13 protein-coding genes are annotated in these 13376 nt (G+C 34.0%); 1 reads left to right on the top strand and 12 read right to left on the bottom strand.

Annotated features, from left to right (window positions below; genetic code table 11):
* Positions 1–4: 4 nt before the first annotated feature.
* The 7 genes from PSA_RS11570 to PSA_RS11540 all read right to left on the bottom strand — a co-directional run bounded on the left by PSA_RS11570 (position 5) and on the right by PSA_RS11540 (position 7637).
* Positions 5–1576 carry an FGGY-family carbohydrate kinase gene (locus PSA_RS11570; RefSeq protein WP_042144378.1) on the bottom strand — a complete coding sequence of 524 codons (1572 nt, stop codon included), beginning with the start codon at positions 1574–1576 and terminating at the stop codon, positions 5–7.
* Complete coding sequence (locus PSA_RS11565) at positions 1563–2051, bottom strand: glycerol-3-phosphate dehydrogenase C-terminal domain-containing protein (protein WP_052379918.1); 489 nt, start codon at positions 2049–2051, stop codon at positions 1563–1565. The genes PSA_RS11570 and PSA_RS11565 overlap by 14 nt, the downstream gene beginning before the upstream one ends.
* A gap of 11 nt (positions 2052–2062) precedes the next feature.
* Positions 2063–3208 (bottom strand): glycerol-3-phosphate dehydrogenase/oxidase, encoded by a 1146-nt coding sequence (locus tag PSA_RS11560; protein ID WP_052379919.1) that lies wholly within the window; start codon positions 3206–3208, stop codon positions 2063–2065.
* A complete protein-coding gene (locus PSA_RS11555) occupies positions 3201–4790 on the bottom strand; it encodes an FAD-binding oxidoreductase (protein ID WP_042144382.1) in 1590 nt (529 codons plus the stop codon). The genes PSA_RS11560 and PSA_RS11555 overlap by 8 nt, the downstream gene beginning before the upstream one ends.
* Before the next feature lie 1192 nt (positions 4791–5982).
* A complete protein-coding gene (locus PSA_RS11545; RefSeq protein ID WP_042144387.1) occupies positions 5983–6234 on the bottom strand; it encodes a type B 50S ribosomal protein L31 in 252 nt (83 codons plus the stop codon).
* A 236-nt stretch (positions 6235–6470) separates the two neighbouring features.
* Positions 6471–6635, bottom strand: coding sequence for a hypothetical protein (locus PSA_RS25245; protein ID WP_157575773.1), 165 nt, complete (start codon positions 6633–6635; stop codon positions 6471–6473).
* A gap of 87 nt (positions 6636–6722) precedes the next feature.
* Positions 6723–7637, bottom strand: a complete 915-nt coding sequence (locus tag PSA_RS11540; protein WP_042144389.1) for a LysR family transcriptional regulator — start codon at positions 7635–7637, stop codon at positions 6723–6725.
* A gap of 105 nt (positions 7638–7742) precedes the next feature.
* Here PSA_RS11540 and PSA_RS11535 point away from each other — a divergent pair, with 105 nt between their 5' ends.
* Positions 7743–8693, top strand: a complete 951-nt coding sequence (locus PSA_RS11535; RefSeq protein WP_042144391.1) for a DMT family transporter — start codon at positions 7743–7745, stop codon at positions 8691–8693.
* A gap of 73 nt (positions 8694–8766) precedes the next feature.
* Here PSA_RS11535 and PSA_RS11530 read toward each other — a convergent pair whose 3' ends face one another.
* The 5 genes from PSA_RS11530 to PSA_RS11510 form a co-directional block, all read right to left on the bottom strand.
* Complete coding sequence (locus PSA_RS11530; RefSeq protein ID WP_042144392.1) at positions 8767–9534, bottom strand: SDR family oxidoreductase; 768 nt, start codon at positions 9532–9534, stop codon at positions 8767–8769.
* 121 nt (positions 9535–9655) lie between these two features.
* Entirely contained in the window at positions 9656–10546 is an 891-nt protein-coding gene (locus PSA_RS11525) for a 3-hydroxyacyl-CoA dehydrogenase family protein (protein ID WP_042144394.1), read from the bottom strand.
* Between the two features lies 1 nt (position 10547).
* Positions 10548–11438: a 3-hydroxyisobutyrate dehydrogenase gene (mmsB, locus tag PSA_RS11520; RefSeq protein WP_042144396.1), complete on the bottom strand. Its 891-nt coding sequence runs from the start codon at positions 11436–11438 to the stop codon at positions 10548–10550.
* Positions 11439–11442: 4 nt separating this feature from the next.
* Positions 11443–12573 (bottom strand): enoyl-CoA hydratase/isomerase family protein, encoded by a 1131-nt coding sequence (locus PSA_RS11515; protein WP_042144399.1) that lies wholly within the window; start codon positions 12571–12573, stop codon positions 11443–11445.
* On the bottom strand, positions 12573–13349 hold the full coding sequence (locus PSA_RS11510; RefSeq protein ID WP_042144401.1) for an enoyl-CoA hydratase: 777 nt from the start codon (positions 13347–13349) through the stop codon (positions 12573–12575). Before PSA_RS11510 ends, PSA_RS11515 begins: the two co-directional genes overlap by 1 nt.
* Between the last annotated feature and the right edge of the window lie 27 nt (positions 13350–13376).

The raw sequence follows: 13376 nt of genomic DNA, 5'->3' as shown, positions 1-13376 counted from the left end.
ATAATTATTGTGGGTAACCCGTAATTTTTTTTATTTGTGTATAAATAGGCTTTAACTGTTGATACATTTTTAGATATACCTGAGTGTATAACTTGTCATAAAGGACGACGTTTTCCTTTATAGGAGTAAATGAATCTACAATATGTGTCATATTTTGTGTGGCTTGTTGATAGTTATTATAAAAACCACAACCAACAGCTGCGTTTATTGCTGCGCCTAATCCTGAAGTTTCATAAGTGTGGGGTCTATGAGTAGATAAATTAAAAATATCTGCACTTAATTGCATAGCGGCATCTGATTGTGACCCCCCTCCTGATATCACTAAACTTGTAATTTTAGTTTTTTGGCGTCTTTCTAAAGTATGTTTACCTTCTCTAAGTGCATATGCGAGTCCCTCTAAAATAGAGCGGTAAATATGCGCGCGTGTATGCACATCACCAAATCCTAAAATAGCGCCCTTTGCTTCTAAATTTTTAATCCCAGGCGACCAGTACGGTTGTAACATTAAACCTAAAGAACCAGGTGGCACTTGTTTTACTAAGTCATCAAATAAGCTTTCGGGTGATACGCCTAAATTTTTTGCTTTTTCTATCTCACTTTGACCAAACTCTTTTTTAAACCAATTAACCATCCAAAAGCCCCTATAAATCATTATTTCACTGTTGTAATGGTTTGGAATAGATGAAGGATATGGTGGAATAAAAGCTTGAGGCTCTATATATTTTGGATTATTCGTATTAATTGTAGCTGTTGTGCCATAACTTAAACTTGCTGTAGTAGGTTCAAAACAGCCAGAGCCTAATACTTCACACGCTTTATCAGATGCAGCAGCTATTAACTTAGTGCCTTGAGAGATCCCTGTTACATCCGATGCTTGTTTATTTATCAAGCCTAGTAGTTCACCAGGTTTTACAAGTTCTGGTAGCATGGATGGTTTTATATCTAATGCATGCCATTTCCAATCTTTTTTGTTCGCCCATTGTTGTTTTTTATAATCAAATGGTAAGTAACCAACAATAGAACCGATAGAATCTTTAAATTCTCCAGTTAATTTATGTGTTAAATATCCAGATAATAATAAATACTTGTCTGTTTTATGCCAAATATCAGCTTGGTTTTGTTTAATCCAATTTATTTGTGCTTTTTGTCTAAAATAGTCAATTGCTTTTGACTGTCTAATACATTTGAAAGCGGCAGACCAATACCATGGCATTTTTTTATTTAAATTTGCTAGACGTTGATCTAACCATAAAATACAAGGTCTTAAAGGTTTATTATATTTATCTAAGTTAATAACAGAACCACGTTGTGTGGTGAGTGATACTGCACTGATCTTCTTTTGATAGTTATGCTTTATTACATCAGCTTGTTGCCATAGCTGCTGGCAACAGAGCGCTAAGTTTTGCCAAAAAGATTCTACTTTTTGCTCAGCCCAACCAGGTTTATCCGAGAAATAAGGTTCAAATTCAATTTTACTTTTAGCTAATAGATTTCCTTTTAAATCAAATATTAAAGCACGAACACTTTGCGTACCATTATCTATTGTGAGAATATACTTGTCATCATGCTGGTTCATCTAGTTTAATCCCTTTATCATAAATTAAGTGATTAAAACTATAATGTGAGTTGTAAATATCTATGTATCGGTTTAATTCTTCAAGCCACTTATTATCATCCCAATTTAGATATTTCATACACCAAGGCTTGATTGTTTCTAAATGTTCAATTGCGCCATTTGGTAATACATTACCGATGCGTGTACGTCTTAATAATAAGTCATCTAAGTGCACCACTTGTTCGTGCTTAATTGACCACAAAAGTTCAGCCCATAAAGTTAGGCTATAAGATATTGGTTTTACAAGCTCAGAATTTGACTCAATAATAAATTGATTAACTAAACGACCATAAACCCCTGTTAAACGATCAGAGATTTGTTTTGATAAGTTATTTTCAATTAATGAAATTTGTTCATCAAAAGCTAAAAAATTATAATTATTAAAGCGCCGATTTAATAATCCACAGGCAGTTTCTATTACTTGCCTTGCTATCACTCTAAATGTAGTTAATTTACCACCAGCAATATTAATGTAGTTAATTTACCACCAGCAATATTTATGACACCTTTTTCATGCCATATACTATGATCTCTTTTCTCTTTTGAGGGATCAATTCCTCCCCCTTTAGTAACCACAGGTCGAACACCTGAAAATGTTGAAATCAAATCGAGATCATTTAATTTGATACCCTCAAATTGATGTTTTACACACTCAATTAGATAATCGAATTCATTTTGACTTATATTGGGTTCAACATTTAAATCATATTTATGTTCAACATCTGTTGTGCCAACAATTGTGGTATTTTGCCAAGGATATATTTGTACAGGTCGTTTATCTTTTGGATGCCTGACAGAGATTGCACTGGCAACCGGTAAACTCCAATTTGATACCACTAAGTGACTACCGCGTAATGCTCTGAGTTTAACTATTGGCTTTGATAAGTTAAATTGACTCGCTTGGGCACCAGTCGCATTAATAACAACTTTTGATTTTATAGGTATATTTTGCCCATCAAGTTGAACTTGAACGCCTTTAACACCATTATGCTGATAATTGACCTTTGTTACCTTTGTATAATTAATAGCTAAGGTTTTATTGTTATCTGTTTGTGCTTCTTGTAGTAATCTCAATACTAATCTGCAGTCATCTGTCATCGCATCAACAAATTGACTGCCTCCCTTTGAATATTTTGTTTTTACTTTAGGAACGTAATAGCTGTATTGCGCTTTAGGTAAATAATTGTGTTGTTTTATACCAGCGATAAAATCATAAACCGATAGTAAGCTATTAAATATCCAAGGCTGTGGGAATTGTTTTTTATAGTGACTCATTAAAAAACTTTGATTAAAAACCAAACCATTAGAATGTTCTACCAAATGTTGACGCTCTTTTACAGATTCAACAGTTAATTTTATTTGGCCGTCAGCAATATAGCGTAAACCACCATGTACCATTTTTGAAGAACGACTAGAACTGCCCCACGAAAAATCCCTTTGCTCAACTAATAATGCCCTTAAACCTAATTGACTCGCCAGTTTTAATATTCCAGCACCGGTGATCCCACCGCCAATAATGATAATATCCCAATTATCTTGTTGGCGTATTATATTGATTCTTTGGCTGCGAGATAAATTAAAGTTATCAATCATTTATTAAAGTGCCCGGATTAAGCTGTTTGTCGGGATCAAAGTGCTCACATAAGCTTTTGATGACTTTTATACCCAAACGCCCCTTTTCTACTTCTAAATATGGCGCATGATCTTTACCTACACCGTGTTGATGGCTGATAGTGCCTTTATTATTGACGATTTTGTTACTGGTGCTATTTTTCAGTAATTGCCAACTTTTATATGTTTCATCAAAAGTAGTGTCATTAGCAAATACATACGTGGTATATAAACTACAACCTTGACCATAAACGTGGGAAAGATGGGTAAATACATGTACTTTTTTACCATCGATGCCTGTAAGTAAGTTGTTTTCTACTTTATCCAATAATGAATCCACATTTTGCCAATCTGTAGCTGTTTCTAATGTATCTACACTATAACCTTGTTGCCAAAGAGCATCTCTTAGATATGGAAATTTAAAACGGTTTTGAGCCCACCGATTACCTAAGAAAGTACCTGTAGATATACCTTTATATTTTTTAACGAGAGATTTTATTTGAGATTGCGTCGCTTTAACTTGTTTTTTACTTCCTGTAATACCAAAGGTAAGCATGCATTTATCATTTTTGCAGTGCCTTAAACTTAAATATTGTTCTAAATAGGCTATGGATTTTTCATGCCCAGCTAGTTTCAGCTGTGTTTGTGTTTCTATAGCGTTACTTACTCTTAGCATAGATAGGGAAATTTTTTCTTGAACTGCTTGTTGGCAAAACTCAGTAGCTAATTGCCAGTTTGGGAAAAAGATAACGGAGAATTTTTCTTTATCAGGAAGCTTTGTAACACGTACTTTAACTTCGCTAATGATGCCGAAACGTCCTTCACTACCAAGAATTATCTCTCGTAGATCTGGGCCTGCCGACGATGCTGGAAATGTTGGTATTTCAAGCGTACCATTGAAAGTTTCAATGCTACCGCCTGCAAACATTTGTTCTATGCGGCCATATCTAAGAGATTGTTGACCACTTGAGCGACTGGCAACCCAACCACCTACCGTTGATAATTCGAATGATTGTGGGAAGTGTCCTAATGTATATCCCTTAGCACGTAATTGGGCTTCTACCATAGGTCCAGGAGTACCAGCACCAAAAGTGGCGATATGACTTTTAACATCTAAGTCAACTAAGCGGTTCATGCGAGACATATCGACAGTGATCACCGCGCGTTTAGAGTCTTTTACATTAATATGCCCAGCGACACTCGTGCCGCCTCCATACGGAATTAGTTCAAGATTATGTAATTTAGCTAATGCTAAAATATCTTTAACCTCCTGATTATTTGTTGGATAACAAACACCATCAGGAAAGTATTTGATATTACCACTGCGGGTAGATAAATAATCAGCTAGAGATTGACCTTTAGCATGACGTACGCGATCTTCTAGATCTATACAAATAAGTTTATGATTTGGTGCTTTTGATTTTGGTACTTTTGCGATCACCTCTTTAAGGCTCGCATCTATAAGTTTTTGACCTGAACCGAGTATATTTTGTAAAAATACACCAGCTGAATCAGGTAAATCCATACTATTACTTTCATCACCCCAACCATTCCAACGTCTCATTCTATAACCAAATATTAAAAACAATATCTATAGCTTAATTAGATTGAGATGTTAATAGTATGTCATTAAAAGACATTTACAGGGTCATAAATGGACATAATTACAATTAAATGCCCTTTTTTAGTTCAACTGTATATACATACAGTACCTTGCAATTTTTACCATTTGCACCATGTAATTTAACAAAATCGCTTTATTAATGGTAACTGATTTGTAACTATATTAATCAATTAAACGAATAGCTAAACAATTGTATTGGAACATAGCTTTAAGGATTTTTATGATTGATGGTTTAAGCTTGATAGCAGTTAAAATAAAATGGGCTAAGCCACTTATTAATACAATTTTATTAATCTCGTTGTGCATATTTGTTTTTATCATTTTTGGCAACACTTCATTTGCAGCTGATGATACCTATCTGATACCCAGCTTAACTGCCTTAATTTGGTCTCTTTTTGCATGTTCTTTTCTCTATACTTTTCCATATGTACCAAATAAAACAACAAAAAATGATAGTTTTATTAGACGTTTGAAAAATAGATTCATGAGAAGTTATTATTATGTATTAGCAATTATTGCAGCTTCATCCTGCTTTGCAGTGTTGATATTATCATTTCGAATGATCACAATATGGCTCAGAACCTACCTTTAGTATCATTCAACTAAAATAATTGGCTTATCGTGTTAACCCCTCCGACTATTTCATATAATCGGTAGCGGAAACAAATTTAGGTAATCTAAATGTAGGATAGATTGCCTGTTAATAATGTTCTTATATTATTTTTACTATTGCAGTGATGTTCTTTAGGATCTAAATCAGGTTCAGATACACGAATATTGTTAAAATCTACGTTTTTGAAATTATCAGTTATTGAATTTGAAAATTCTCGGCTAATTTATCAATTTTTAGCCCTTGCTGTCCTACAGCATCAAAGTCTTTCTGATGAGTCGATATTAGTTGGTTTAATTTTGTTACCGCTTACTTTTGTTGATTAATATGTTTTTTATTTATATGGAAGGTATCATCTTTATACTGACAAGCGAGTTCTGAAGGTTGTAAATTTAATAAGATCTTTAGAAATGAATTTAAATAATAAGTTTTAACCTCAGTTAAAACTTATTAATAGTAAGGGGACTAATTATTTAACCTGAACAGCCTTAAATCTAGGATTTAATTTACAGATCACATTCATTATTTATTTCCTAATTGACCAAATCGTTTATTAAATTGTGCGACACGGCCATCACTTTGACTAACTCTTTGTTTACCAGTATAAAAAGGGTGAGATTCACTTGAAATATCGATCGTGACATAAGGCATCTTTTTACCTTGGTATTCGATTGTTCTTGATGTTTTTATGGTTGAACCAACAACAAAATAACTATCAGCTGCTGTATCGTGAAATACGACTTTTTGATATGGAGGGTGTATATTTGCTTTCATGGATAATTCACATTGTTATAATATAACACAACTTTTACTGTTATATTATAACATTGCAAGTTTAATTGGTAATTATTATCATTTCGATAGTTGAATTTTAATAATTGATGTTTTCCCTCTCTAACTTTTCAATTCTTAATAGTTTTTGTAAAACATGATTATTAAGTAATAAATGGTCGCTGGCTGTAAAGGAAACAATCGGCACGGTAGCATACACTTCAAGTAATCAGCTAGATTCATACTCTTGCCTTAATTGCTTTGCGGTTTTTAACCGCTTTGTTTAATAATAAAGTATATTTATCTAGTGCTCTGTCTGGATATGATAAATCATCTATGCTTTCCATGACTTCATATAATTCTTGTAAACTATAATTATCTCTTGAAAATTTATTCTCTGACATAACTTTCCTTAATTTATACTTTTCATAAAAATATTTAGATCTGAAATAGTCTTGATATTTATTTAATTCTGTTTTTTATCCTCTTACTCAAGAGGATAAGTTATTTTTTATAATATGTGCACACAAAGTTCTTAACCACTGCTGTGCAGGATCTTTATGTACTGTAGGTGGCCAAACTAAAACATACTTTAGTTTTTCTTGTGAAAATGGTAACGGTTTGCTTATGATATTGAAAAGGTTACTAAACCTTTTTGGTACAAATGAACTTGATGTAAATAACATAGGTGTTTTACTCATTACCTCCAATGCACCTAAGTAATGTGGTACACGCATGCCTACTTTACGTACGCGCCCTAATTTACTCAGTTTATTTTCAATTGGGACATTAGGTCCGCCTCCAAGAGACACCATGATATGAGAGTAAGATAAATAATTATCTAAGGTTAACTCTTGATTATGCAAAGGATGGTTGCTAGACATAAAACAGACCATCTGCTCAGTGCCAACTGCGATAGTATGATAGTACTCAGGGATCCTCATTGCTTGACTACAAATAGCAATATCTATGTTTTGCGCACTTTCTTGTAATAAGGATTTTTCACTAAGATTTACTATCTCTAATTGTGCATGAGGAGCTGCTTTGTAAAATGCTTCAGCAATATCAGGTAAATGCGCTTGTGTAATGTAGCTGCTCATATGCAATCGAAAATTTCTTTGACAAGTCTCTGGTGCAAAAGCCTTATTTGTAAGTAATAAGTTTAACTGATTAAGGGTATTTTCTAGCGGTTGGACTAAAGACAACGCTCTATTGGTCGGCTCCATGCCTTTTGCTGTTCGTACAAATAAAGGATCATTAAAAATATTTCTTAACTTTGATAAATTACGGCTCATGGCAGGTTGTGTCATATTCATATCATCTGCAGCTAAGCTCACATTTTTATACTTTATTAGGCTACTTAAACATTGAAGTAATTTAAAATCGACTTGTGAAATAGATGACATAGCTATATACATTTATTGCATAATGATTAAACCAATTATGCATTGGTTTAAATAATATTAAAAGCGCACACTATAGGTAATTCAAAATAGTTATGTGGTTTTAAAGTGGTTTTAAATTTCAGGTTAGGTTTATTTTTTATATCAATAGCAGTGCTATCTTGGGGGGTATTACCAATTGCGTTAAAATTATCAGCTAATTTTATCGACCCGGTTACACTAACTTGGTTCAGATTTCTTGTTGCTTTAATAGTAAGCTTGGCGATTCAATTCTTTGGCAATAAATTATCTCAGTTTCTCAAGCTTACAAAGTGTGATTGGTTTAAACTCAGTATCGCTGCAGTATTTTCTATTTTTAATTATGTGTCCTTTGTTTACTGTTTAGATTATTTGACTCCTGGCCAAGCACAACTTAACTTTCAAACAGCCCCGTTTTTTTTAGCATTTGGCGGTTTGTTATTCTTTAAAGAAAAATTAAGACCTATTCAAATGATGTGTTTTGCCACATTAGCTTTAGGTATGATGTTATTTTTTAATCCCTATTTAGATTTATCAAGTTCAAAAAATGCAGATATTTGGTTAGGCATACTAATTGTTCAGTTCTCCGCATTATCATGGACAACTTATGCATTAATCCAAAAGTCATTAATTAATAAATTATCTCCAAATAATATCTTATTATTTATATACGGTTTTGGCTTATTTGCGATGTTACCTTTTAGCAATTTTGAATACTTTGAAGTAATGAAAATGAATGATTGGTGGGTGGCATTATTTTGTGCTGTAAATACCTTAGTTGCCTACGGTTGTTTTGCACAATCTATGAAGTATTGGCCAACATCTCAAGTTGGACCTATGGTAGCACTTACTCCAGTACTAAGTTTATCAAGTACAGCCTTCGTTGCTTATCTAGGTTGGTGGCCAGATCAAATATCAAGTACACCATTAGACTTGATATCTATTATTGGCATTGTACTTGTGATTTCATCTGTATTTGGTATTCAAGCTTTACCGCGTATAATAGATAAACGTAAATATAAAAAAGCTTTATTATCTTGATTTTATTGGATTGGTAAATTTATGTAATTTACCAATCCAGTGTGGAGAGAATAATTAACTTTAGGAATAAATATTAAATCCTAATACCACCATCAATCTCAATCATGCGGCCAGTGAAAAAATCATTTTCAATAATATATTGTGCCGTATGTGCGATTTCATTTACTGAACCAAAGCGCCCTACTGAAGTACCTTGTATCATACGCTCTTGGGCTTGTGGTTTCATCGCTCTGGTCATTTGTGTATCTATCACACCTGGTGCGATTGCGCCGACACGAATATTAAATCTGCCTAGCTCTTTAGCCCAAGTCGTAGTTAAAGCAACAACGCCCGCTTTTGATGCCGCATAATTTGTTTGCCCAACATTACCTACATGACAAATACTCGACATATTTATTATGAGACCCTCTGACGTATGCTCATTTTCTATCATATAGGTTGACGCTTCGCGTCCACATAAAAATACACCGGTTAAGTTAACATCAATAACGGACTGAAATTGTTTTAATGACATACGTTCAACTACGTTTTTATCTTTTACTTTAACTAACATCGCATCTTGGGTAATGCCTGCGTTATTAATTAAAATATCTATAGAGCCAAAGTCATTATTAATCATTTTAAAGGTTTCAATGACTTGGTCTTCATTAGTGACATCTGCGATGTAAGATATTATTTTATTTGTATCTGAGGTTAAATCGCTTACTGCTTCATGAAGTTGTTGGGCACACATATCGATCAGAGCAATGTTTGCTCCATGTTTAACAAATGACTTTGCCATAGCAAAACCTAAACCTTGTGCACCGCCTGTAATTACAATCGTTTTATTTTTTATATACATGTTTATGCTTTTACTATTACTTTTTAGTTATATATTCAATGTATCTTTTTGTTGATTTTAATGCAAAAAAGCCTTATAAAAATATAAGGCTTTTAAACTTAACAATTTGTTTAACTGGTAATTAATTGATGAATTGTTTAGATACTTTTAAGTCTTTCATACCGTTTGACCAATCGTAAAAACCATTACCTGATTTAGCACCCATATGCCCTGCTGTTACCATATTAACAAGTAAGGGTGCCGGTGCATATTTATCATCACCTAAGCCATCTTGTAATACACGCATTATGTATAAACACACATCTAATCCAATAAAGTCGGCTAGCTGTAATGGCCCCATAGGATGTGCCATACCTAGCTTCATTATTTGGTCTATTTCATTAACACCAGCAACGCCATTTTGAAGTGATAAAATCGCTTCATTGATCATTGGCATTAATATACGGTTAGCAACAAAACCAGGGTAATCATTAGCAGGTACTGCCTTTTTATTTAACTGTGCACACAATGCAATAATGCAATCTGTTGTTTCTTTCGAAGTTAAGTAACCATTGATCACTTCAACTAATTTCATTACTGGTACTGGATTCATAAAGTGCATGCCAATCACTTTTTCTGGGCGATTAGTGACACTGGCAATTTTTGTAATTGAAATAGAAGATGTATTAGATGCTAAAATTGCTCCCTCTTTACAATAAGTATCTAGGTCTTTAAAAATGTTTAGCTTAATTTCTGGGTTTTCTGTTGCAGCTTCAACAACCAAATCAGCAGATTTAACACCTTCTTCCATTTGTGTGAAAGTAGTAATATTATTTAAGGTATCTAGTTTAATTTGTGCGGTTATTGCTTCTTTTTTAACTTGGCGGTCTAAATTTTTACCAATAGTTAATAGCGCTTTATCAAGTGCGTCTTGTGAAATATCAACTAAGTTAACTTGAAAACCATTTTGAGCAAATACATGAGCAATGCCATTGCCCATAGTGCCTGAACCGATTACTGAGATTTGTTTCATTTTATTCTGCTTTTGAAAAAAGTTTAAAAATCGAAGAGAAGTCTTGTGAGCCCATATCTTGATTTTGCATTAAGTTGTAAAGGTTTTTAGCCAGTGCGCCCATAGGTGTACTTGAATTACTATGATTTGCTGCATCCATCGCGAGACCTAAATCTTTAGCCATTAAGTCAACCATAAAACCACCTTGGTAATCATTAGATGAAGGTACATTTTCTAATACATCAGGACATGGATTATATAGCTCTAATGTCCAGTTACGACCAGAACTTTGTAACATAATTTCTGATAGTACTTTAGGATCTAAGCCATTATCTATGCCCATTTGAAGCGCTTCACTAGTACCTGCCATTAATACACTTAACAACATGTTATTACAGATTTTAGCGACTTGGCCTGCACCAATATCACCTGCATGGAAGATATTTTTACCCATGTCTTTTAAAACACTTTCAGCTTTTGAAAAATGGTCTTTATGTGCTCCTACAATAAAAGTTAACGTGCCATTTGTTGCGCCCGCTGTACCACCTGAAACAGGTGCATCTACAAAACTAATGCCCGCTTTGCTTAAGCCTTCACCAACAATTCGAGCAGATTGGGCGTCAATTGTACTACAATCAATTACTTGAGTTTGTTTATCTAATACAGAAATTAATCCTGACTCACCTAGGTATAAACCTTTCACATGTTTGCCAGCAGGTAACATGCTAATCACATAATCTTTATCAATCGCACAATCATTTACATGCTTAGCAATTATAGCGCCTGCATCAGCTAAAGTATTCATAGCATCAGCACTTAAATCAAAAACAGTGACTGTATGACCCGCTTTAACTAAATTCGCAGCCATAGGGCCGCCCATATTACCTAAACCAATAAATCCGATATTTGCCATGTGATTATTCCTTTCCTAATTTTGCTAATGGATGTGCTTCTGTATCCCACAAAGATTCAAAAAATGGTGCTATGCTCTCTTGTGGTACAGAGTTTAAATCTGAGAATTGCCAATTTGGTTTGCCATCTTTATCAATTAATAAAGCGCGTACACCCTCTTTAAATTCACCGAAACGTCCACATTGCACAGACATAGATAATTCTTGTCTGAAACAATCACCTAAACTGAAACCTTGCGCGTGTTTTAATTGTTGAAATACAAGATGAGCACTTAATGGACTACCATGACTTAAACCTTTTTGAGCACGATTAAACCATTTATCTTCAATTTCAATATTTAATAAATAATTTACTTTATCTGTTAAACTTTCAAAATCAGACATGTTTGATATAGATTCAATATGATTTTTAACTTCTGAAACAGGAGGTTTGCCTGAAGTATTCTGAAAACCTTGTATAACTTCACTTAATTTATCATGATTAAGTGACTTGGTTTTACCCCATTTAGTAATAAGCAGTTTTTCAATTATGTCAGCTTTAAAGCTCTGTTTAACATAATAGTCCGCCAAACCGACATAACGTGCATCTTCACAATTCATTGAAGCGCCGGTTAATCCTAAAAATAAACCAACTTGATCTGGCATTTTATTTAAGAAAAAACTACCGCCAACATCTGGGTATAATCCAATTGTGATTTCAGGCATTGCAATACGGGCTGTTTCAGTCACCACTTTATGACTAGCACCTGCCATTAACCCTAAACCACCGCCCATTATGATCCCATTACCCCATAATAAGATTGGCTTTTCAAAGCGGTGAATTAAATAATCTAATTTATATTCCGCTGTAAAAAAGCTTTCTATATAATTAGTTGGATCGCTTTTACCATCTACTTCAGTTGCCATTGCTTTATACAAGCTAACGACATCTCCTCCGGCACAAAATGATTTTTCTCCTGCGCCTTCTAATAATACTAACGCAATTGAATCATCTTCTTTCCAAGCCTGAAGCTGAGGCGTTAATAACTCAATCATTTCCATATTTAACGCATTAAGGGATTTTTCAGAATTTAGCGTGGCTATACCTATCTTTTGACCTGATATTGACTCAAGTTCTTTAAATAAAACGCAGCTCATTAGCCATTCACCCAATTTGCTTTACGTTTTTCTAAAAATGCTTGTACGCCTTCTTTTTGATCTTTGGTATCAAATAAAGTTACAAACATTTCACGCTCAAGTGGGAGTGCACCACGTGTTGAACCTGTGCGACCTTGTTGTATTAATGTTTTACAAGCAGATACAGCTACAGGGCTTTGATCTTCAACTTTTTTAGCCAGTGCTAAAGCATGTTCTAGTGCAGTACCTGTCTCTACTACTTCTTCAACTAAGCCGATTTGCAATGCTTTATCAGCTTTTAATCTTTCACCACATAAAATCATGCGCTTAGCCCAACCTTCGCCAACTAGCGTTGCTAGGTTTTGTGTTCCGCCAGCACATGGTAATAAACCAACTTTTGCTTCTGGTAATGCAACTTGGGCTTGGTGTTCTAAAATTCGAATATCACAGGCCAAAGCAACTTCTAAACCACCGCCCATTGCAAAGCCATTAATAGCAGCAATTGAAACACCTCTAAAATCAGATAAAGTTTCAAATGCTTGGCCAAATACAAACGACATATCTGCTGCTACACCTTTATCACCAGAAGCAAAAACATTTAAATCAGCACCGGCACTGAAAAACTTTTCGCCTTCACCTGTTATAACCAGAGAATATATATTTTTATCTGCGTTTAGTTCTAATACTAATTCTTTTAAAGCAACTAAAGTATCGCGCGTCCAAGTATTTGCTGGTGGGTTAGACATCGTTAAAATTGCGATATGATCTTGTTTTTCTAATTTGATTTGAGCTGACATACTTTTATCCTTAATCTTATCTAGGCA

This window comes from Pseudoalteromonas sp. '520P1 No. 423', assembly GCF_001269985.1.
Lineage (GTDB): Bacteria > Pseudomonadota > Gammaproteobacteria > Enterobacterales > Alteromonadaceae > Pseudoalteromonas.
This window is presented reverse-complemented; position numbering and strand designations above follow the sequence as displayed.